General features: G+C 67.9%; 22 protein-coding genes. 9 read left to right on the top strand and 13 right to left on the bottom strand.

The genetic code is table 11. The features are described from left to right. Positions 1-12: 12 nt before the first annotated feature. The 3 genes from LTV02_RS35885 to LTV02_RS35875 form a co-directional block, all read right to left on the bottom strand. Positions 13-531: a hypothetical protein gene (locus tag LTV02_RS35885; RefSeq protein WP_233035977.1), complete on the bottom strand. Its 519-nt coding sequence runs from the start codon at positions 529-531 to the stop codon at positions 13-15. A gap of 110 nt (positions 532-641) precedes the next feature. After that, the gene (locus tag LTV02_RS35880; protein ID WP_233035976.1) at positions 642-1,082 is read right to left on the bottom strand and encodes a hypothetical protein; all 441 of its coding nucleotides are present in this window, start codon (positions 1,080-1,082) and stop codon (positions 642-644) included. Beyond that, positions 1,079-1,579, bottom strand: a complete 501-nt coding sequence (locus LTV02_RS35875; protein WP_233035975.1) for a pyridoxamine 5'-phosphate oxidase family protein — start codon at positions 1,577-1,579, stop codon at positions 1,079-1,081. The genes LTV02_RS35880 and LTV02_RS35875 overlap by 4 nt, the downstream gene beginning before the upstream one ends. Positions 1,580-1,675: 96 nt before the next feature. Between LTV02_RS35875 and ilvA the strand changes: the two genes are divergently transcribed. After that, entirely contained in the window at positions 1,676-2,890 is a 1,215-nt protein-coding gene (gene ilvA, locus LTV02_RS35870) for a threonine ammonia-lyase (RefSeq protein ID WP_067720097.1), read from the top strand. Positions 2,891-2,900: 10 nt separating this feature from the next. On the opposite strand, the gene LTV02_RS35865 is transcribed toward ilvA, so the two are convergent. Then, the gene (locus LTV02_RS35865) at positions 2,901-3,224 is read right to left on the bottom strand and encodes a DMT family transporter (RefSeq protein ID WP_233035974.1); all 324 of its coding nucleotides are present in this window, start codon (positions 3,222-3,224) and stop codon (positions 2,901-2,903) included. A 220-nt stretch (positions 3,225-3,444) separates the two neighbouring features. Between LTV02_RS35865 and LTV02_RS35860 the strand changes: the two genes are divergently transcribed. After that, entirely contained in the window at positions 3,445-3,627 is a 183-nt protein-coding gene (locus tag LTV02_RS35860; protein WP_067719936.1) for a hypothetical protein, read from the top strand. 168 nt (positions 3,628-3,795) lie between these two features. Then, positions 3,796-4,935 carry a serine hydrolase domain-containing protein gene (locus LTV02_RS35855; RefSeq protein WP_233035973.1) on the top strand — a complete coding sequence of 380 codons (1,140 nt, stop codon included), beginning with the start codon at positions 3,796-3,798 and terminating at the stop codon, positions 4,933-4,935. A 10-nt stretch (positions 4,936-4,945) separates the two neighbouring features. Here LTV02_RS35855 and LTV02_RS35850 read toward each other — a convergent pair whose 3' ends face one another. Beyond that, positions 4,946-6,121, bottom strand: coding sequence for a serine hydrolase domain-containing protein (locus LTV02_RS35850; RefSeq protein WP_233035972.1), 1,176 nt, complete (start codon positions 6,119-6,121; stop codon positions 4,946-4,948). A gap of 222 nt (positions 6,122-6,343) precedes the next feature. Here LTV02_RS35850 and LTV02_RS35845 point away from each other — a divergent pair, with 222 nt between their 5' ends. After that, positions 6,344-6,769 (top strand): hypothetical protein, encoded by a 426-nt coding sequence (locus LTV02_RS35845; protein WP_233035971.1) that lies wholly within the window; start codon positions 6,344-6,346, stop codon positions 6,767-6,769. Positions 6,770-6,897: 128 nt separating this feature from the next. Here the strand turns inward: LTV02_RS35845 and LTV02_RS35840 are convergent, their stop codons facing one another. Further along, positions 6,898-7,440, bottom strand: a complete 543-nt coding sequence (locus LTV02_RS35840; protein ID WP_233035970.1) for a TetR/AcrR family transcriptional regulator — start codon at positions 7,438-7,440, stop codon at positions 6,898-6,900. A 107-nt stretch (positions 7,441-7,547) separates the two neighbouring features. Here LTV02_RS35840 and LTV02_RS35835 point away from each other — a divergent pair, with 107 nt between their 5' ends. Together LTV02_RS35835 and LTV02_RS35830 are read left to right on the top strand one after the other, a co-directional pair. Continuing rightward, complete coding sequence (locus tag LTV02_RS35835) at positions 7,548-8,693, top strand: acyl-CoA dehydrogenase family protein (protein WP_233035969.1); 1,146 nt, start codon at positions 7,548-7,550, stop codon at positions 8,691-8,693. A gap of 34 nt (positions 8,694-8,727) precedes the next feature. Beyond that, positions 8,728-9,696 carry an AurF N-oxygenase family protein gene (locus LTV02_RS35830; RefSeq protein WP_233035968.1) on the top strand — a complete coding sequence of 323 codons (969 nt, stop codon included), beginning with the start codon at positions 8,728-8,730 and terminating at the stop codon, positions 9,694-9,696. Between the two features lie 50 nt (positions 9,697-9,746). Here LTV02_RS35830 and LTV02_RS35825 read toward each other — a convergent pair whose 3' ends face one another. Continuing rightward, positions 9,747-10,394 (bottom strand): NUDIX hydrolase, encoded by a 648-nt coding sequence (locus tag LTV02_RS35825; RefSeq protein ID WP_233035967.1) that lies wholly within the window; start codon positions 10,392-10,394, stop codon positions 9,747-9,749. 64 nt (positions 10,395-10,458) lie between these two features. On the opposite strand from LTV02_RS35825, the gene LTV02_RS35820 reads away from it, so the two are divergent. Next, a complete protein-coding gene (locus LTV02_RS35820) occupies positions 10,459-10,860 on the top strand; it encodes a DUF4440 domain-containing protein (protein WP_233035966.1) in 402 nt (133 codons plus the stop codon). 151 nt (positions 10,861-11,011) lie between these two features. Continuing rightward, entirely contained in the window at positions 11,012-11,791 is a 780-nt protein-coding gene (locus LTV02_RS35815) for a helix-turn-helix domain-containing protein (protein WP_233035965.1), read from the top strand. Positions 11,792-11,804: 13 nt separating this feature from the next. On the opposite strand, the gene LTV02_RS35810 is transcribed toward LTV02_RS35815, so the two are convergent. The 3 genes from LTV02_RS35810 to fdxA all read right to left on the bottom strand — a co-directional run bounded on the left by LTV02_RS35810 (position 11,805) and on the right by fdxA (position 14,882). Beyond that, positions 11,805-12,245 (bottom strand): GNAT family N-acetyltransferase, encoded by a 441-nt coding sequence (locus LTV02_RS35810; protein ID WP_233035964.1) that lies wholly within the window; start codon positions 12,243-12,245, stop codon positions 11,805-11,807. Between the two features lie 58 nt (positions 12,246-12,303). Next, positions 12,304-14,370, bottom strand: a complete 2,067-nt coding sequence (locus tag LTV02_RS35805) for a M13 family metallopeptidase (protein WP_269821587.1) — start codon at positions 14,368-14,370, stop codon at positions 12,304-12,306. 176 nt (positions 14,371-14,546) lie between these two features. Beyond that, positions 14,547-14,882, bottom strand: a complete 336-nt coding sequence (fdxA, locus tag LTV02_RS35800) for a ferredoxin (protein ID WP_233035963.1) — start codon at positions 14,880-14,882, stop codon at positions 14,547-14,549. A gap of 108 nt (positions 14,883-14,990) precedes the next feature. On the opposite strand from fdxA, the gene LTV02_RS35795 reads away from it, so the two are divergent. Next, entirely contained in the window at positions 14,991-15,920 is a 930-nt protein-coding gene (locus LTV02_RS35795; protein ID WP_233035962.1) for a LysR family transcriptional regulator, read from the top strand. An 81-nt stretch (positions 15,921-16,001) separates the two neighbouring features. On the opposite strand, the gene argH is transcribed toward LTV02_RS35795, so the two are convergent. Genes argH through LTV02_RS35780 form a run of 3 tightly spaced genes read right to left on the bottom strand, consistent with a single transcriptional unit; the run spans position 16,002 to position 19,582 of the window. Next, a complete protein-coding gene (gene argH / locus LTV02_RS35790) occupies positions 16,002-17,426 on the bottom strand; it encodes an argininosuccinate lyase (RefSeq protein ID WP_233035961.1) in 1,425 nt (474 codons plus the stop codon). Beyond that, positions 17,423-18,340, bottom strand: a complete 918-nt coding sequence (locus LTV02_RS35785) for an SAM-dependent methyltransferase (protein WP_233035960.1) — start codon at positions 18,338-18,340, stop codon at positions 17,423-17,425. The genes argH and LTV02_RS35785 overlap by 4 nt, the downstream gene beginning before the upstream one ends. 39 nt (positions 18,341-18,379) lie before the next feature. Continuing rightward, complete coding sequence (locus LTV02_RS35780) at positions 18,380-19,582, bottom strand: argininosuccinate synthase (RefSeq protein WP_233035959.1); 1,203 nt, start codon at positions 19,580-19,582, stop codon at positions 18,380-18,382. Positions 19,583-19,624: the final 42 nt, after the last annotated feature.

Here is a 19,624-nt window from a genome sequence, read left to right as displayed (position 1 = left end):
CGCGGCAGCGATTCAGAGGATGGTGGCGGTCAAACGCCCGACGCCGGTGGGGATTCCGGCGCCCATGCAACCCAGCACCTGCTCCGGGGTCCCCATCTCGTAGGTGGCGCTGATCTGCGCGCGGCTGCCCTGCCCGAGACCGCCGATCACCTCCAGCGGGCCGACCGCGGGCTGCATCATGCCGACCGGCCAGGGGCCTTCGAGGGTACTGGTTTCGCCATTGGACCAGAGGATGTTGACCGTGATCGGCCCGTCCGCCGGATGCATGCAGTCCGACCACGCGGTGTGCACGCCGGTGAAGGTGCCGCCCGTGATGCCGGTCGTGCTCACGCAATCCCACAACCGGCCCACCGAGGTGAAGGTGAGGAACTGCGGTTGCATGGTGATGCCGCCCCGGACCGCCGTCCAGCGGAAGTCGCCGCTGCCGCAGCTGCCGACGGTGGCGTGGGCGGCGGGCGCGCCGAGCAGCGGCACCGCGCCGGCGGCGATGGAGAACGCCAGCGTGGCAAGGACTTTCCCGGCTTTCGGCACGATGCTGCTCGCTTCCGCGGTAGGGGTGGCGGCGATAAATCAGACCGATCGGTCCGACCTTAGTCCGGAACACCCGTGTACCGCGGCTGCGTGCTACGTGTCGTGCCTGGTCAGCGCCTTTTCGATACCGCGGTGCGGGCGGCCTTGATGGTGTCCCACGGAATCGGCGGGCGGGGCAGGTCGCGGCGGCGCAGATACTCGGTGGCGGCCCGGTGCCCGCCGCGCACGAACCGGATCATCGCCCCGGGCGAGCCGGTGTTCTCGTTCAGCCCCATGGGCAGGAAAACCACGGTGCCGTCCTGGGTTTCGATCACACCCTTGGCCTGCGCGAACCGCAGATTCCAGCCCTGTTCGTCATGGCGGTGCCCGAGCAGCGCGGCCGGGCCGTCCACCCCGTCGAACCATTTCGGCCGGTCGATCACCAGGGTCTCGCCCTCCAGCCGGGGGCGGCAGCGCAGGCTGACCGGATAGCCGTCGGCGTCGTAGGCGACGAGCACCGCGCCGTCCGGAAAGCGTTGCAGCGCTGGATATATCCGCTCGGCCAGGCTCATGACAGCGTCACCTCCCGCGGTTCGGCCGTCATATCGCGGCCCGGCCACCAGCGCACCCGCACCGGCCGGATATGGATCTTCAGCCGCATGTAGTACCACCAGAACATACGTTTGGTGATGGGATCGGCGCCGATGACGCCTTTGGTCTGCGTCGCCCACACCTTGGTGAACTGGCGTTCCAGTTCGTCGTCCCACGTGCTGATGCCTGGGTCGACCTCCGCTTCGCCCTGCACCAGTACGGCGGGCGGATCATCCAGTCCGCTGGCCACCGGATTCGAGTACAGCAGCGCGACTTTCGGATCGCGGCGGGCATTGAAGACCTTCAGCGGCGCGCCGATGCCGGCGGTCACCAGGATGCGGCCGCGTTCCGGCAGCCACAGCGGGGCGACCGGGGTGGTGATCGGGGTGTGGTCTCGGGCGTGGGTGGACAACTCCGCGGTGAAGAACCGATCCAGGACCGTTTCGACCTCCGCGGGCAGGGCGGTGGGAGAGGCCATATGCCACGGTCCCGCCATCGACTCGCCCGCGCAATAGGGTCGCGCGAAGCCGTCCGTTACGCGACAGACCCGTTAACTCCTGGCACCATGGCGGCCATGGATCTCCTGGCTCGGATCGAAGCGGCGGCGACCCTGCTGGCACCGGTCATTCGCCGGACCCCCGTGGTGTCCTCGCGGGTGCTGTCCGAGCGGACCGGGCACGAGGTGCGGTTGAAATGCGAGAACCTGCAGCGCACCGGATCGTTCAAACCGCGCGGGGCCTACAACCGGATCGCCAATCTGCCCGAGGCCGAACGGGTGCGCGGCGTCGTGGCGGCCAGCGCGGGCAATCACGCGCAGGGGGTGGCGTGGTCGGCCACCTCGCTGGGCATCGAGTCTACGGTGTTCATGCCGGTGGGGGCGGCGCTGCCGAAGCTGGTGGCCACCAAGGCGTATGGGGCCACGGTGCATCAGGTCGGCGAGACCATCGACGAATCATTGGCCGCCGCACACGAATTCGCGGCGCAGACGGGCGCGACGCTGGTGCACCCGTTCGATCACCTGGATATCGTGTCGGGGCAGGCGACGGTGGCGCTGGAGATCCTGGAGCAGATCCCTGACGTCGGCACGGTGCTGGTGCCCACCGGCGGCGGCGGGTTGCTGGCCGGTATCGCGGCGACGCTGCAAGCGCTCGCGCCGCAGGTGCGGGTGATCGGCGTGCAGGCCGCCGAGGCCGCCGCCTGGCCCGCCTCGCTCGCGGCCGGTAAACCGCAACGGCTGGCGAGCATGGCCACCATGGCCGACGGCATCGCGGTCGGGCTACCGGGCGAGGTGCCGTTCGAGCACATTCTGAAGGCCGCGCCGGCCATTCTGACCGTGGACGAGGACGCGCTGTCCAAGGCGCTGCTGCTGTGCATGGAACGCGCCAAGCTCATTGTCGAACCGGCCGGGGCGGCCGCGGTGGCGGCGCTGATGGCGTGCACCCCGGCGGAACTCGACCTGCGCGGGCCGGTGTGCGCGGTGCTGTCGGGCGGCAATATCGACCCGCTGTTCCTGACCCGGGTGGTCGGGCACGGTCTCAGCGCCGCCGGGCGCTATCTGTCGGCGCGCATCACCATTTCCGATCGCCCGGGCAGTCTCTCGCGACTACTCACCGAGCTGGGCCGCACCGGCGCGAGCGTGCTCGATGTGGCGCATTCGCGGACCGGGGCCTGGCTCGCCATCGAGGAGGTCGAGGTGCTGCTCACCCTGGAAACCCGCGGCCCGGCCCATCGCGACGATGTCCTCACCGCCCTGGCCGACGCCGGATACGACGTGCGCGTCCAGGATTGAGCGCCGGAACTCAGTGCGCCCCACCGAGTTCCAGCGCCAGCACCCCGGCGACCACCAGCACGATCCCGCCGATCTGCACCAGGGACAGGTGCTCGTCGAGGAACAGCGCCCCGATGGTCGCCACCGCAACGACGCCCACCGCGGACCAGATGCCGTACGCCACCCCGACCGGCATGCCCCGCTTCAACGCCTGCGACAGGAAGAAGAACGCCGCCCCGTACCCGATCACCACGATGATGGACGGCACAAGTTTGCTGAACCCCTCCGAAACCTTCAGCGATACGGTCGCGGTGATCTCGCACGCGATGGCCAGTCCGAGTAGCAGCAAGGTCATGGCCGCAGCATAGTCAACGGCAAACTCGCAGCTCATAAATGGGATGCGCGCCGTGCGGGCGCCTCGCTACAGTGGCTCCCATGTGGATTCAGTTGTTCTCCTGAGCCTTCTCGCGTGAGCTCTGCTCACGCCTCGCCGCCGCTTTCGCGCCGCGGCGCATTCCCGATCCCGACCGGCCACACATCCGGTGATCGGTCGCTCATTCTCTTTAGGAGGACCTGTGCCCGAACAGTTTCCGCACCCCGAAATCAAGGTGGAGACCCCCGCCGAACAGCCGCGATTGTCGCGGCGCGAGCGGCGGGGGAAGTCTGGTAAGCAGCAGCAGGCCGCCACCGGAAAGATTCACGACGCCGGCCGCATAGCGGTACCGGCGGCCAAACATCAGAACTACCGGCGCGGTTGAGCGCATCGCCCGTGGCATTCCCGATCGAGAATGCCACGGGCGCAATTGTTTTCGCTGCGTCCTGGCTCTCAGGTATCGGATGCGGCGTCGGGGATGGCTCTCGCGGGTGAGGTGGATATGGACCGCGGCTTCCTAGCATGAGGTCCGACCCCACCGATGGAGGAAGAAATGCCTGGACGCACCCGCTTTTTCGGCACTCTGTGCATTGCGGCGGTGACGCTGTGCGCGAGTCCGGCGGTAGGCCGGGCCGATACCGCCGCACCGGCCGGGTACACCGAGGCCCGCGAAATCCTCCAGCGCTTGACCACCACCGATGAAGTGCCGGGTGCGCTGCTGGCGGTGCACGGCCCACGAGGCCGGACGGTGCTCTCGAGCGGCGTGGCCGATATCCGGACCGGCGCGGAAATGCTGGACGACAATCGATTCCGGATCGGCAGCATGACCAAGATGTTCGTCGCGACCGTGGTGCTGCAGCTGGCCGGTGAGGACCACCTCGCGCTCGACGCACCGATCGAGCGGTATCTGCCCGGCGTCGTCGAGGGTGGGAACGAGATCAGTGTCCGGCAGTTGCTGCAGCACACCAGCGGCCTGCCCGATTACGTGCAGTACCTCGATATGGACCAGGTCCTGCGATCGATGTCCACTCACTACGAACCGCGTGAACTGGTGCGGCTCGCGCTCGCCCACCCCCGCGTGTTCGCGCCCGGAACCGGCTGGGATTACTCCAATACCAACTATCTGCTGGCCGGAATGCTCATCGAGAAGGTCACGGGACAGCCGTCCGGCGCGGAGATCGAACGGCGCATCCTGCAACCGCTCGGACTGCGCGACACCTCCGTGCCCGGGGACCTGTCCGCGATTCCCGGCGCTCATCCGCGGGGCTATGCGAAACCGGCCGGCAGCTTGATCGATCTGACCGAATTCAACCCGTCCATCGCGGGCGCCTCCGGTGAGATGATCTCCAGCACCAGCGATATGGAGCGTTTCCTCACGGCGCTGCTCGACGGGCGACTACTGCGCCCGGCCGAACTCGAGGCGATGATGACGACCCGCCCGATCGGCGATGCCGGCGGCAATGCCTACGGCCTCGGCCTGACCAGTTCCCCGCTCCCCTGCGGCGGCAGTTACTGGGGCCACGACGGCGATATCTTCGGTTTCTCGACCATCAGTGGTGCCACGACGGACGGCCGCACCGCCACCATCATGGTCAATCTCGATCCCGGCGGCAGCGACGCCCGCGCCACCGATATGCGAGCGGCCCTGAATTCCGCGCTGTGCGAAAGCAATTCGGCGCAGCCCGCCCGCTGACGCGCACGATCTATTTCGGACTGTCGGGGTAGAACGTCGGCAGCATGCCCTTGACCAGGACCAGCGCCGAGCCTTCGCCGGCGGGGACGGTGGCCAGATTGGTGGCGACCACGATGGTGAGGCCGGACTCGGGATCGGATCCGATGAAGGTCATGAAGCCCGGCATCTGGCCGTCGTGCCCGAGCAGATGCGTGCCGAACCTGACGATGCCCAGGCCGTAGCCGGCCATCTGCGGATTTGCCGGATCGATCGGGGCGATGCTGTCGATGCGCTGCCGCTGCATCTGCGCGTCGAGCAGGGTTCCGTCAGCGAGAGCCTTCACATAGGTGGTCATATCGCCGACGGTCGAGATCATCCCGCCCGCCGTCCAGGTCCACGATGGGCTGGACAGCGTTTGGTCACTCGGCAACAGTGTGCCCGCCACGGCGGCGGCCTGCTGGTCCGGCGGCAGGGCGAAGGTCTCGAGGGTGGAGACATTGGTGCCGAAGGCGTACCCCTGCGGGTGCGGATCCGGAATCGCATTGTCCGTGGCCGCCGGGAACGAAGTCTGGTGCAGCCCGAGCGGTTCGAAGATACGTTTCCGGAAACTGTCGCCCACCGGCTTGCCGGTCACCTTCTCGATGACCAGCCCCAGCAGAATCGTATTGGTATTGCAGTAGTCGAATTTCGCCCCCGGCTCGAATTGGACGGGATGCGAGAAGGCGATGGCCAGCAGCTGCTCCGGAGTCCACACCTTCTGCGGCTGATTGTCGAGGTCGGCGTTGAACTGCTCGTCGAAGGTGTAACTGAAAAGCCCGCTGCGCATTTCGGCCAGCTGAGCGAGGGTGATCCGGTCCCCATTGGGCACACCGGGCCAGTATTTGCCGATCGGATCCTCGAGCGCGAGTTTGCCCTCCTGCGCCAGTTGCAGCAGCACGGTGACCGTCATGGTCTTGGTATTGCTGCCGAACCGGAAATGATCGTCGGCGGTGATCGGCACATTCGCCCCGAGCTTCCCGGTGCCGAAGGTGGCGGTCCAATTCCCGTCGCGGGGCGATTCCACCCGCACCGCCGCGCCCGGAATCACATTGTCCCGCATGAGTTTCTCGATGATCGGCCGCAGTGTGGCGGCATATCCGGGTTCGCGCGATGCCGTGGAATCGGTGCTCGACCCACACCCCACCGCGACCGTCAACACCACGGCCACGACTATCACCCCTACACCCCGCCGGTATCCCATGACGTTCTCCGGGTCCGCTGGATTGTGGTTACGAAGTGTTTGCCAGCGTAGACCCGAACCGATCGGTCTCGAAGCGAAACGGGGTGGCCCGGTCCGCCCGGCCCCCGGTGGCCATGCCAGTAGAAATATGGTCGTTTCATACCAGCGGAGTCTTCTTAGGGTTGGCATCCACACAGGAAGGCACCACTCATGAATCATCGGATCGCGCTCCTCAGCGCCGCGATCGCCATCCCCCTCGCCCTCGGTGCGGGCAATGCCCAAGCCGCACCGGTCGTTTCGCCGGAACCGGCCGCGCCCGTCGCGGACTCCGGATCGGCGCTGCTGAATTCCGATCTCGCGGTCCTGCTCGGCACCGGATCCGGTCAGCTCGCCCGGCTGTTGGTCGACACCGGGTCCAGCCGGACGCCGTCGAATGCCGAGATCGCCGCGAGCGGTTCCTACGACCTCGCGACCACCGGGTCCGCGCTCGGCAACGATCTGCTGACCACCGGGTCGGCGCAGGCGCTCATCGGCCCGGGCAGCGCCTGGTCCAATTTCTGGGTGATGCTGGGCAATTCGGGCTCCGGCAAGGGCTGGATGCAGGGCTTCGGGTCCAGCGGGTACCAGAACGGCTGAGCCGAGAACGCCGGTCAGCCCTCGACGATCTCGGCGCCGATCTCGTCGAGGCGCTGCCGCAGCAGTAGCCACGATTGCGTGGCGAGGCGCTCGATCAAACGTTCGCGAGTCTCGTCGGGATGGTCGAGTCACCACTGGATCGAGGCGTCGATCAGGCCGTGCACCGCGACGATGAAGCCGTCGGCCATATCGCGGTGTTCGGTGAAGCCCGGGATGTATCGCTTTCCGGCGGAGGCGATTTCGAAGGCGAAGGCGCTCTCGCTGCCGGGGCGTTCGTCGTCGGTGCGGGCGTAGCGGCGGCTGACCAGGAAGCGGAACAGGTTCGGGTGCTCGTGCGCCCAGGTCACATGCCGGGTGATGGGCCCGCGGATGGCGTCCATCGGCGTCTCGTGGGTGCGGATGCCGTCGCGGATGCGCTCCTTGTGCTCCCGGTACAGCCGCAGGGTGATCTCGCGGTCGAGTTCTTCCTTGCTGGCGAAATGCCGGTAGATGTGGGCGCGGTTCAGGCCGGCGCGGGTAGCGAAATCACCGGTGCTGGCGCTCGGACCGCGTTCCTCGATGGCCGCGATCGCCGCGGTGACGATCTCCCGACGGCGTTCCTCGCCCCGATCACCGCGACTGGCCGCCCGGCGGGCGTGCAAGCTGTCCACCTTGCCCTGACTGTGCACCACCGGCCCAGCGTATCGGTCCCGGGGTCTTGCGCCGGACAGCCTTGCGGGTACACCATGTACCCAGACGCCGGGTACATGGTGTACCCAAGCCTGCGCCGAGGAGAACCATGTCCGCTCACCGCTCCAGCTGGCACACCGACGAACTCGACGCGCTGCGCGAGCTCGCCCGCACCTTCTGTGAGAAGGAACTGCAGCCGAACGCGGAACGCTTCGCCGCCCAGCACCAGGTCGACCGGGAGCTGTGGAACCGGGCGGGCGAACTCGGCCTGCTGTGCATGTCGATTCCGGAGACCTACGGCGGTGGCGGCGGCACCTTCGCGCACGAAGCGGTGCTCATCGAGGAACAGGCGCGGTGCGGGGATACGGCCTGGGGCGCCAGCCTGCACAGCGGCATCGTCGCGCACTACCTGCTCGCCTACGGCACCGAGGAGCAGAAGCGGCAATGGCTGCCGAAGATGGCCAGCGGCGAGGTGGTCGGCGCCATCGCCATGACCGAACCGGGGACCGGATCGGATCTGCAGAACGTCAAGACCAAGGCGATTCGCGAGGGCGACGAGTACGTGGTCAACGGCGCGAAGACCTTCATCACCAATGGCCAGCAGGCCGATCTGATCATCGTGGTGGCCAAGACGAATCCGGAGGACCGGGCGGCGGGCATCTCGCTCATCCTCATCGAGGGCGACCGGCCCGGTTTCCGGCGCGGGCGGGTGCTGGACAAGATCGGCCAAAAGGGCCAGGACACTTCGGAACTGTTCTTCGACGACGTCCGGGTGCCGGTCGCCAATCTGCTCGGCGAGCAGGAGGGGCTGGGCTTCGTCCAGCTCATGCAGCAGCTGCCGCAGGAGCGCCTGATCATCGCGGTCGGCGGGGTGGCGGGCATGGAATCGGCACTGGCGCAGACCATCGCGTACACCAAGGACCGGCAGGCGTTCGGCAAGCCGATCTTCGCGTTCCAGAACACCAAGTTCACGCTCGCCGAGGTCGCCACCGAGACCCGGGTCGCGCGGGTGTTCGTGGACGACTGCGTCTCGCGGCACCTGGTGGGCGAGTTGGATATTCCGACCGTGGCCATGGCGAAGTGGTGGGTGTCCGACCGCGCCATGTCGGTGGCCGACGAATGCCTGCAATTGTTCGGCGGCTACGGCTACATGACCGAATACCCGATCTCGCGCATGTGGACCGACGCCCGCGTCCAGAAGATCTACGCGGGCACCAACGAAATCATGAAGGAAATCATCGCCCGCTCGCTCTGAGCGCGGGCTTTCCGGAGTATCCCAGGAGGCAACAATGACGTTGGCGGCGCCGCGAGGCAACTCCTACGACGAAATCCTGGCCACCCTGTCCCAGGGTTCGGTCGACGTCAATTTCGATCCGTATCTCGACATCGATTGGGATTCACCGGAATTCGCCATCGATCGCGATGATCCGCGCTGGGTGCTGCCGGACTACGACCCGCTCGGCGGCACCCGCTGGTATCAGGAGCTGCCGCTGCAACGGCAGATCGACATCGGGCGCTGGCGCATGGCCTACGCCGTCAAGGTCGGGCTCATGTTCGAGAGCATCCTGATTCGCGGCATGATGCAGTACGTCATGAAGCTGCCGAACGGGTCACCCGAATTCCGGTACTGCATGCACGAGATGACCGAGGAATGCAATCACATCCAGATGTTCCAGGAGCTGGTGAACCGCATCGGCGAGGACGTCCCGGCAGGTAGACGGCATTTCCGGGCGCTGTCCCCCCTGATCGGCGTGGCCGGCGGCTATGCCCACCTCATCCTGTTCATCGGCATTCTCGGCGGCGAGGAACCCATCGATCACCTGCAGAAGGAGATCATCCGCAACGGCGCGAACATTCCGCCGGCGGTACTGCGCTGCATGCAGATCCACATCGCCGAGGAAGCCCGCCACATCTCCTTCGCCGGTGAATTCCTGAAATCCCACCTGGCCCAGACCAACCCGATCTTCCGGCACATCTGCGGCCTGGCCTTCCCCATCGCCATGCGCTGGCTGGCCGGCGAGATCACCGTCCCACCGAAGTCCTTCGCCCGTGAATTCGGCATCCCCGACGAGGTTTTCGCCGACGCCTACTGGCGCTCCCCGAACTCCCGCCGCATCCTCTCCGGCTATTTCGGCGACATGCGCCGCCTGGCAACCGATCTCGGCCTGATGAACCCGCTGACCCGCCGGCTATGGCAGGTCCTGAATATCGACGGCGCACCCTCCCGCTACCGCAGCGAGCCGGTGCGCTCGGCGTAGGCGAAGTCGAGCAACCGCGACCGGTGGCCACCGCGGGTCGATGAGCCGGTTCATTCCCACGCGAAGCGCGGCTGGTCCATGTGGTCGACGCGCGTCGCGCGGTGATGGAGCGCGACTTCACGGAATTGGTGCAGGATCGCGGCGGTCGGAGCATGCAGGTGCCCGCCCAGCAGCGGCAGCTGGACGGCGAGCCGGTCGGACCCGGGAACCGGGGCGAAACGCGGCTCGACGTCCAGCTCCGCGAGCGGAATCCAATGCACCACAGCCACTTCGGCGGGGTTCGGCACCGGGGCCCGCGATCGCCCGAGCCAAGCCACCACCGGCGTGATCACATACCCGGACCGCGTCGGGTAGTCGTCGAGCAATCCCAGCACCGCCGACCGCGAAACGACAATGCCCAGCTCCTCCGCCAATTCCCGTAGCCCGGCGGCCTCCGCGTCCTCCCCCGGATCCAGCTTTCCGCCCGGCAGCGCCAACTGCCCCGCATGCGCCCGCAGCCCCGCCGATCGCTCGGTCAGCCAGATCCCCGGTCCCCCATCGCCCTCGGCGATGGCTATCAGCACCGCGGCGGCCTTACGCCCGTCGAGCTCGATCCCCCGCCGCGAGAACCCGTCCAACGCCCGCGCCACCCGATCCCGCAGCTGCTCAGCGGGCACACCACGCCACGAACTCCCGCCGCCATCCTCATCGACCCGCATCAGCCGAATCTACCGGGCCATTTTGTACAAGACCCCGGCGCGCCCGACACATAGGATGACTTCTGTGACAATCGATCACGAAGCCCTCGTCGGCGAAATCAGAACCCTGCACGATGATCTGGCCCGGTGGCTCGGCACCGCCGACGCCACCGATGCCCGAGAACGGTTCGAAGCGCAAGTCCACCGGGAATTCTCCATGGTGTCGCTGGAGGGCGCGGTGATCGGGCGGGAGCAATTGCTCAGCGGTCTGCGAGGGGCCGGCCATGCGGCGCCCGGCCTCACCATCGACATCGCCGATATCGCGGTCCTGCACAGCTCCACCGATTGCGCGGTGGCGCGGTTCCGCGAGATCCACCACGGCCCCGACGGCCCGGCGTCCCGACTCACCACCGCGGTCCTGCTGCCCGACCCCGCGGCCCGCAATGGCCTGCGCTGGCGCAGTGTCCACGAAACCGCGGCTGATTGAGCGCTCGAATCACAACCGGATCACTTCCGAGTGGCATGTCCTCCGCGGATCGGGCAGATCGGATAGAAACAAACGAACTGCTCGGTCGGGGATGAGCGGCCTCGCACGCGTCGATGCCGGCGCGTGCGGGACCTCCAGGAGGTGAAGGCGCATGTCCGCCCTCTGCATGTCCACCACTCACCCGATCGCGCCGCCCACCCTCGGCGCGGCCCTGCGCCGCATGCGCGACGAACGCAAACTCTCCCGGGAACGGCTGGCATTCAATGCCGGCGTGAGCGCCAGCTACATCAACCAGCTCGAAAAGGGCACCCGCGCCCGCCCGACCCGCGACGTCCTCGCCGCGGTCATGCGCGTTCTCGACCACGCCCTCGCCCTGTCGGCGGGGCAGCGCCGCGAACTGCTGACCCTGGCCGGACACGGCGAAACCGAACCACCCGGAGTCGAGCAACTGCGCGCACTCATCGAACCCGCGCTCGGCGCCGGACTCGCCAGCCAGCCCGCGACCCTGGTCGGCTACTACGACGACTACTGGAACCTGCTGGCCGGCAACGACCTCCACACCGCGACCTTCCCGGGCATGCGGGAGAACGGCAACGCCCTGCGCTGGATGCTCACCGACGCCCGGGCCCGGCACATCCTGCCGGAGTGGGAACACGAGGTAGCGATCGCCGTCCGCGTCCTGCGCGGCCGTCTGGCCCGTACCGCGAGCGCGGCCCGCACCCGCAAATTCCTGACCGAAATGGGCAGCCACCACCAGTTCCGCACCCTGTGGCAGGACGGAGCCGTCGCCTACACCCGGGACCGCCCGCGCCTGTGGCTCCGCGAACCACGCACCCACCGCATCCGCTCGGTCATCACCCAGCACCTCGGAGTGCTGGGATCCCCGCCCACCGCGCACATCCAGCTCATCACCGGCGTACTGCCCGCCTGAGCGGTCCATCCGGCTACCAGCGCAGCACGGCCTCGGTTTCGTGGTCGAGCAGGCGGCCGGTGGGTTCGAAGCCTATTGCGCGGTAGAAGGATTCGGGGCTGCCCGGCCCGCGGACATAGCTGGTGTAGAGGGCGTGCGTGCCACGGGCGCGGAGGCGGGCGCTGACGAGTTCGAGGGCGCGGCGGCCGTAGCCTTTGCCCTGATGGGGTCCGGCGATCATGAAACGCCAGAGGTACACGCCGGGTTGGTCGGGTTCCATACCGAGGTCGAGCATGAGGAACCCGATCGGCTCGTCGCCGTGGTAGATACCGCGGAACCAGGCGGTATCCGAGAAATGGGCTTCGGCGATGGATATGCCGTTGTCTTCGACCATGTTCCGCTGCTCGGCCGACAGGGTCGTGCTGAGCCGGCAGACTTCGTACACGGTGGCCGCGGTGATCTTGCGCAGGTGCACGCCGGGTTCGTCGATGGCTGAGTCCTTCGTCAGTGGGTTCGGTGGGCAGTCGCGCGAATTACATGGCGACTCGTTTCCCGGCTTCCAGAAACATACGGTCGGAGGGTTGAACGCCGTAGGCGGTATAGAACTCCGGCATATTGCGCACCACCTGGTTGACACGGAATTCGGCGGGCGAATGCGAGTCGAGCCCGACCATCATGGCCAGGTATTCCGGGGTCGCGCACAGCCGCCACAGCCGCGCGTACGCCTGGAACAGCGGCCGGAAGTCCGGATCCGCCACTCCCCTGCGCTGTTCGGCGAGCCGGAACGCCGCCAGGGCCGTCGTCAATCCGCGCAGGTCGGCCAGGTTCTCGGTAACGGTCAGCGAGCCGTCGACATGCTGCTCCGGCCGGAGACCTTCGGGTACGAGGGGGTTGTACTGCTCCACGACCAGACCCGCCTTCCCCTCGAAAGCCGCTTTGTCCTCGGGTGTCCACCAGTCCCGCAGGACGCCGTCCGCATCGTATTTGGAGCCGCCCGTATCGAACCCGTGACCCATTTCGTGCGCGATGACAGCGCCCATACCACCGTAGTTGACGGCCGCGTCGGCATCCGGATCGAAGAACGGCGGTTGCAGGATGGCGGCGGGCAGGCAGATGTGGTTGAGTTCCCAGCTGTAGCTGGCATTCACGTCGGCGGGCGTCATGAAATCCCATTCGCCGCGATCCACGGGCCGCTCCAATTTGCCCAATTGCCAAGCGAATTCGAACGCGTCGGCGGCGCGTAGAGCGGTGACGAAATCGCCCTGCGGGATATCCAGCCCGGTGTAATCGCGGCCGTGCGACGGCGCACCGACCATGGCGACCACCTTGTCCACCTTGGCGACAGCGGTCTGCCGGGTGGCCTGCGACATCCACCCGGCCTCCCCCAGCGCGGTCCGGTACGCACGCAGCAGATCCGCCACCAGCGCTTCGGCCAACCGCTTCGACTCGGCCGGGAAATGACGTGCGGCATAGGCGCGCCCGAGCGCGTCCCCGAGCCGTTCCCGGACCGTGCGGACGGCCGTGCGCCACTGCTCCGGCGGCTGCCGGGTCCCCTGCAAAGTCCGGTCGTTCCAGTCGAAGTGAGCTGCGGTGAACGCGGCGGACAAGGCCGGCGCGTAACGCGAGAGCACCTTCATCCGCAGGTAGTCCCGCCACACGGCAATGTCGGTCTCGGCCCACACCCGGCCCACCACGGGCAGGTATCCGGGCTGATCCACCACCACCGTCTCGAATCGCCCAGGCCGCCCCGTCACACCCGCGAGCCACTCGTCCCAATCGAATCCCGGTGCCAGATCCCGAAGTTCAGCCCAGCGGTAGGCGTGGTAGGTCGACAGCGATTCGATGAGCTGCGCGAGATCCACGTGCCCACCGGCGATTCGGTTCTCCACCTCGTATACGCGAGCCGCTACCGCCTCCGCCTCCGCGATATTCGCCGCGCGCCCGATACGTTCGAGGTAGACCCGATACGCGGCCTGCTGATCCGCATACTGCCCGTCCCGGTAGTAGGCGCCGTCCGGCATCCCGAGCCCCGACTGCGACAGATAGACCCGATGCCGCGCCGGCTCCCTACGATCGGGCTGCACCCGCACACCGATCAGTCCCGGCACCCCCAGCGCGGTCAGCCGTCCCATCACCTTCGCGAGATCGCCCTTGCCGCCAGCCTTCTCGATGTCGGCGAGTAGATCCGACAACGGCGCGATCCCCGCCCGGTCCCGCGCAGCCGTATCGAGACATCCCGCATAAACAGCGTGCAGCCGATGCTCATCGGTCCCCACCGCGGCACCGGAAAACCCTTCGAGAATCTCCCGCAACCGATCCTCGGTCCGATCGATCAACTCGTCGAACGTCCCGAAAGCAGGCTTGTCCGCCGGCAACCGATACTCCCGCAACCACCCCCCGTTGACATGCCGATAAAGATCATCCTGCGGCCGCACCCCCGCATCCATCCCCGAAAGATCCGGCCCGCCCGCCCGTTTCGCCCCACCCCCCGCCGAACAAGCCGCCATCGACACCAGCAACGGCACCGCCGCGGTCCCGATCAGAAACCGCCGCCGATCCATCCGCCGAGACCCGCCCGAATCACCCTCACACGCAGTCATATCCGCGAGCCTAGAAACCCGCCCGCCGCCCGGAATCGAACTGTCGGATGATCATCCCTACCGCAAATGGCGCAGACCCACCCTGACCGAACCCTGAACCCACCCTGACCACCCGCACCGCAATGCGCCCGGGACGCACTCGTCTCCCGTTCCCAGCGCCGGGCCGGAACCCCGATTTACCGGGGCAAGCCGGTCACATAGGCGGTGTCCGCCGCGACGCCCCCGAGCACCGTTGCGGTGCTCGGTGTTCCGAGCGGCGCGTCGTGCCCCGGCAGGGTTTCGGTGAAGAAGCGGGCGTTGTCGTCGACGAATTGCCGTTGGTCGGCGGGGATGTCGTCTTCGTAGTAGATGGCTTCGACCGGGCACGCCGGTTCGCACGCGCCGCAGTCGGTGCACAGGTCGGGGTGGATGTAGGCCATGCGGCTGCCGGTGAAGATGCAGTCTATCGGGCATTCCTCGATGCAGGCTTTGTCGAGGACGTCTACGCAGGCGGCGCCGATCACGAATGTCATTGGAACTCCTCGGTTTTCGAGCCCGCCGGCAGCGGACATGCATGATGCTGCCGGGCGGCGCGGGCCGCGGGTAGCGGGCGGGAGTCGATCACCTCATAAGGTGTGCTTATGCCTTTGCCGCCGGGAACGCCCGATCTGGAAGTCCTGGATCTGCTCGTGTCGGTGGCGGAGCTGGGCAGTCTCGGTGCGGCCGCGCGGCGGCACGGTATCAGTCAGCCTGCCGCGAGCATGCGGATCAGCGCGCTGGAGCGGCGGGTGCGGCTGCGTCTGCTCGATCGCGGGCGAACCGGTTCGGTGCTCACCGACGCGGGTCAGGCCGTGGTGGATCTGGCGGCGCCGCTGCTGGGCGCCGCGCGAGCGGTGAACGAGGGGATCGCCGCGCTGCACGGCGCCGCCCGCCCGAGCCTGCGGATCGTGGCGTCCACGACCATCGCCGACCATCGCATTCCGCACTGGCTGACCGCCCTGCGCAAGCTGCGCCCGGAGCTGGCGGTGGTGCTGGACGTGGCGAACTCGCGACAGGTGACCGCCGCGATCCGGGACCGGGAAGCCGATCTCGGATTCGTCGAGGGACCGCACGCCCCAGCGGGTTTGGGCAGCCGGGTACTGGCCACCGACGAACTGGTCGTGGTCGCCTCCCCCGGCCATCCCTGGGCGGCCCGCCGCCGTCCGCTGAGCTGGCGGGAACTCGCCGCCACCCCGCTGCTGTGGCGCGAGCACGGTTCCGGCACCCGCGACACCGTGTGGGAAACCCTGGAGCTGCACGGAACCCCGGCACCGCCCGCCGCCGAACTCGGTTCGGCGGCAGCGATTCTCACCACCGCGCGCAATGGCCTCGCGCCGGCCGTGGTGAGCAGGCTGATCGTGGCGCACGAATTGCGCGCGGGCACACTGTGCGAGGTGCAACTCACCGATGCGATCGTGCTGACCAGGAAATTCCGCGCCGTCTGGCTCCGGCGCACACCCCCGGAAGGCCCCGCCGCCGACCTGGTCGAACTCGCCGCCCGCATCGAGGCCGCCCGGACCAGCCGCCACTAGCCGTCCGGCACCGCTCGCGACTACCGGCGGAGCTGCGAAACCGGTCGTACCGGGCCGGATGACACCGGCCCGGTCGCGACATCAGTTCAACCAGCCGCGCTGTTCGGTGGCCGCCGAACGGACTTCCTCGAGTTGCTTGGCCACCTGGACGCCGGCGGTGCCGCCGCGAGAGTTGCGGGAGGCGATGGAGCCCTGAACGGTCAGGACCTCGCGGACGGCGGGGGTGAGGGCCGGGTCGACGGCGGCGAATTCGGCGTCGGTGAGTTTGTCGAGGCCGACGCCGCGGGCCTCGGCGGCGCGGACGCAGCCGCCGGCGGCTTCGTGGGCGACGCGGAACGGGACGCCTTGGCGGACAAGCCATTCGGCGATGTCGGTGGCGAGGGTGAAGCCGGCGGGGGCGAGTTCGGCCATGCGGTCGGTGTGGAAGGTGAGGGTGGAGACCAGGCCGGCGATGGCGGGGAGGAGGAGTTCGAGCTGGGCCACCGAGTCGAAGACCGGCTCTTTGTCTTCCTGGAGGTCGCGGTTGTAGGCCAGGGGCTGGGCCTTCAATGTCGCGAGCAGCCCGGTGAGGTTGCCGATCAGGCGACCCGCCTTGCCGCGGGTCAGCTCCGAGACGTCGGGGTTCTTCTTCTGCGGCATGATCGAGGAGCCGGTGGACCAGGCGTCGGCGAGGGTGATGTAGCCGAATTCCGGTGTGCTCCAGATGATCACCTCTTCGGCCATGCGGCTGAGGTCGACGGCGATCATGGCGAAGACGAAGGCGGCCTCGGCGGCGAAATCGCGCGAGGACGTGGCGTCGATGGAGTTGGCGGCAGCGGCGTCGAACTCCAGATCCGCGGCGATGGCTTCCGGATCGAGGCCCAGCGACGAACCGGCGAGCGCGCCGGAACCGTAGGGGGACACCGCGGCCCGCTTGTCGAAATCGCGCAACCGATCGATATCGCGCAGCAGCGGGTGCGCGTGCGCCAGCAGATGGTGCGCCAGCAGCACCGGCTGTGCGGCCTGCAGGTGCGTCTTGCCGGGCATGACCGCGTCCGGATGCGCGGCGGCCTGCTCGACGAGCGCGTCGACCACATCGAGCACGCCGGCGGCCACCCGCCGCGCGGCATCGCGCAGCCACATGCGGAACAGGGTGGCGACCTGGTCGTTGCGGGAGCGCCCCGCACGCAGGCGGCCGCCGAGTTCGGCGCCGACCCGTTCGATCAGCCCGCGTTCCAGCGCACCGTGCACGTCCTCGTCGGATTCGGCGGGACCGTACGCGCCCGAGGCCACGTCGGCGGCCAGCTGATCCAGCCCGGCCAGCATGGCGGCCAGTTCGCCCTCGGTGAGCAGCCCGGCCTTGTGCAGCACGCGCGCATGGGCTTTGGAGGCGCGGATGTCGTACGGCGCGAGCACCCAGTCGAAATGGGTGGACTTGCTCAGCGCCGCCATGGCCGCGGCCGGTCCGGACGCGAAGCGCCCGCCCCAGAGCGCACCTTCATTGGTTCCGCCGCTCTGCTGCGTCATCGTGTGCTGTCTCCTCCGGGTCGGATTGCGGTCATCAGGATGTGGCCGGCCATATCGGTGCGCGCCGCCTCCGGCACGCTACGGCCGCGATCTTCGAGCTGGGCCACCGGGTCACCGTCCAGGACCAGCCATTCGTGCATGCCGAACCAATCGCGCGGATCGGTGCGGCCTTCCCACGGGTACCAGAGCTGTTCCAGGTCGGCGTGAATCCCGGCCTCGGACAACGCTTTCGCGCGTTTATCGGTGGATTCGCGGGAGAGGGCACTGCGCCCGGTGCCGATGTTCAGCGCCATCCGGCTGCGCGGGGCGCTGAGCGCGTGCACGTGTTCGAGCAGTTGGGTCTGGGCTTGCCCGGGCAGATAGCGCAGCAACCCTTCGGCCAGCCACGCGGTCGGCAGTTCCGGTTCGAAGCCCTTGTCCAGCAGGGCTTTCGGCCAGTCCTGCCGCAGATCCACCGGCACTTCCCGGCGATCGGTCCCCGGCTGATCGTCAGCCAGCGCCCGCGCCTTGAACGCCAGCACCTTCGGCAGATCGATTTCGAAAACGCGGCTCTCGTAAGGCCATTCGAGCCGATAGGCGCGCGCGTCCAGCCCGGAGGCCAGGATCACGAACTGCCGGATGCCGGCACGCACGGCGGCATCGAAGTAGGCGTCGAAGTACAGGGTGCGGGCGACGAGGAAATACCCCATCACCCCGGTGAGGAAGTCACCGCCGTCGGGTTGCTGCCCGTCGAGCGCCGCCGCCAGCAGCGCATCCCATTGCTCGGATCCGACCGCGGAGACCAGTTTCGCCGCGTACGGGTCCTGGAAAAGCGCGTCGCCGCGCCGGGTTTCGTAGGCCCGCATGGCGGCGACGCCGATGGCGGTCACGCCCACGCTCTCCGTGATGTCCCAACTGTCGTCATCGGTTCGCATGGGCGCGCCTCCTTGGACCGGTCCCCCGGTCGCAGGCTACTACTTCTTGCCGAGGTCCCGCCGCGCCGCGACCTTCGAGGACAGACCGTGGATCTGCACGAAGCCCTTGGCGAGGGACTGGTCGAAGGTGTCGCCTTCGTCGTAGGTGGCGAGGTTGAAGTCGTAGAGCGACTCGTCCGAGCGCCGGCCGTTGACGACGACGCTGCCGCCGTGCAGGACCATGCGGACGTCACCGGAGACGTGCTGCTGGGTCTCGGCCACGAACGCGTCGAGGGCGCGCTTGAGCGGGGAGTACCACAGGCCGTCGTACACCAGCTCGCCCCAGCGCTGCTCGACCTGCCGCTTGTAGCGGCCGAGTTCGCGCTCGATGGTGACGGCTTCCATCTCCTGGTGCGCGGTGATCAGCGCGATGGCGCCCGGCGCCTCGTAGATCTCCCGCGACTTGATGCCGACGAGGCGGTCCTCGACCATGTCGAGGCGGCCGACGCCCTGGCGGCCGGCCCGCTTGTTCAGCTCGGTGATGGCCTCGAGCATGGTGACCGGGCGGCCGTCGATGGCGACCGGGATGCCCTTGTCGAAGGTGACGATGAGCTCGTCGGGCGCTTCGAAGTTGACGGTCGGGTCGACGGTGTAGTCGTAGACGTCCTTGGTCGGCGCGTTCCACAGGTCCTCGAGGAACCCGGTCTCGACGGCGCGGCCCCACAGGTTCTGGTCGATGGAGAACGGCGACTTCTTGGAGACGTTGATGGGCAGGTTGTTCTCGCCCGCGAATTCGATGGCCTTCTCACGGGTCCAGGCGTAGTCGCGGACCGGCGCGATGACCTTCAGGTCGGGTGCGAGGGCGCCGATGCCGACCTCGAAGCGGACCTGGTCGTTGCCCTTGCCGGTGCAGCCGTGCGAGACGGTGTCGGCGCCGTGGTATTCGGCGGCCTCGACCAGGTGCTTGACGATCAGCGGCCGGGAGATGGCCGAGACCAGCGGGTAGCGGCCCATGTACAGCGCATTGGCCTGGATGGTGGGCAGGCAGTACTCGTTGGCGAACTCGTCGCGGGCATCGACCACGATGGATTCGACGGCGCCGCAGTCGATGGCGCGCTGGCGCACATCGTTCATGTCCTCGCCGCCCTGGCCGAGGTCGATAGCGACGGCCACGACCTCAGCGCCGGTCTCCTTGGCGATCCAGCTGATGGCTACGGAGGTGTCCAACCCGCCCGAGTAGGCGAGTACGACGCGCTTGGTCATGTCAGTGCTCCTCGATTCTTGCGTCCGGTTCTGCGGCAGCCC

The organism is Nocardia yamanashiensis (assembly GCF_021183565.1).
GTDB lineage: Bacteria > Actinomycetota > Actinomycetes > Mycobacteriales > Mycobacteriaceae > Nocardia > Nocardia yamanashiensis.
Note: the sequence above shows the minus strand (reverse complement) of the source record. Positions and strands in the feature narration are given on the sequence as shown.

Excerpts from the sequence above, each read along its gene's own strand:
- LTV02_RS35880 (WP_233035976.1), bottom strand. The coding sequence starts at position 1,082 with ATGAGCCTGGCCGAGCGGATATATCCAGCGCTGCAACGCTTTCCGGAC.
- LTV02_RS35875 (WP_233035975.1), bottom strand. The coding sequence starts at position 1,579 with ATGGCCTCTCCCACCGCCCTGCCCGCGGAGGTCGAAACGGTCCTGGAT.
- ilvA (WP_067720097.1), top strand. The coding sequence starts at position 1,676 with ATGGATCTCCTGGCTCGGATCGAAGCGGCGGCGACCCTGCTGGCACCG.
- LTV02_RS35865 (WP_233035974.1), bottom strand. The coding sequence starts at position 3,224 with ATGACCTTGCTGCTACTCGGACTGGCCATCGCGTGCGAGATCACCGCG.
- LTV02_RS35855 (WP_233035973.1), top strand. The coding sequence starts at position 3,796 with ATGCCTGGACGCACCCGCTTTTTCGGCACTCTGTGCATTGCGGCGGTG.
- LTV02_RS35845 (WP_233035971.1), top strand. The coding sequence starts at position 6,344 with ATGAATCATCGGATCGCGCTCCTCAGCGCCGCGATCGCCATCCCCCTC.
- LTV02_RS35835 (WP_233035969.1), top strand. The coding sequence starts at position 7,548 with ATGTCCGCTCACCGCTCCAGCTGGCACACCGACGAACTCGACGCGCTG.
- LTV02_RS35830 (WP_233035968.1), top strand. The coding sequence starts at position 8,728 with ATGACGTTGGCGGCGCCGCGAGGCAACTCCTACGACGAAATCCTGGCC.
- LTV02_RS35825 (WP_233035967.1), bottom strand. The coding sequence starts at position 10,394 with ATGCGGGTCGATGAGGATGGCGGCGGGAGTTCGTGGCGTGGTGTGCCC.
- LTV02_RS35815 (WP_233035965.1), top strand. The coding sequence starts at position 11,012 with ATGTCCGCCCTCTGCATGTCCACCACTCACCCGATCGCGCCGCCCACC.
- LTV02_RS35805 (WP_269821587.1), bottom strand. The coding sequence starts at position 14,370 with ATGACTGCGTGTGAGGGTGATTCGGGCGGGTCTCGGCGGATGGATCGG.
- fdxA (WP_233035963.1), bottom strand. The coding sequence starts at position 14,882 with ATGACATTCGTGATCGGCGCCGCCTGCGTAGACGTCCTCGACAAAGCC.
- LTV02_RS35795 (WP_233035962.1), top strand. The coding sequence starts at position 14,991 with ATGCCTTTGCCGCCGGGAACGCCCGATCTGGAAGTCCTGGATCTGCTC.
- argH (WP_233035961.1), bottom strand. The coding sequence starts at position 17,426 with ATGACGCAGCAGAGCGGCGGAACCAATGAAGGTGCGCTCTGGGGCGGG.
- LTV02_RS35785 (WP_233035960.1), bottom strand. The coding sequence starts at position 18,340 with ATGCGAACCGATGACGACAGTTGGGACATCACGGAGAGCGTGGGCGTG.
- LTV02_RS35780 (WP_233035959.1), bottom strand. The coding sequence starts at position 19,582 with ATGACCAAGCGCGTCGTACTCGCCTACTCGGGCGGGTTGGACACCTCC.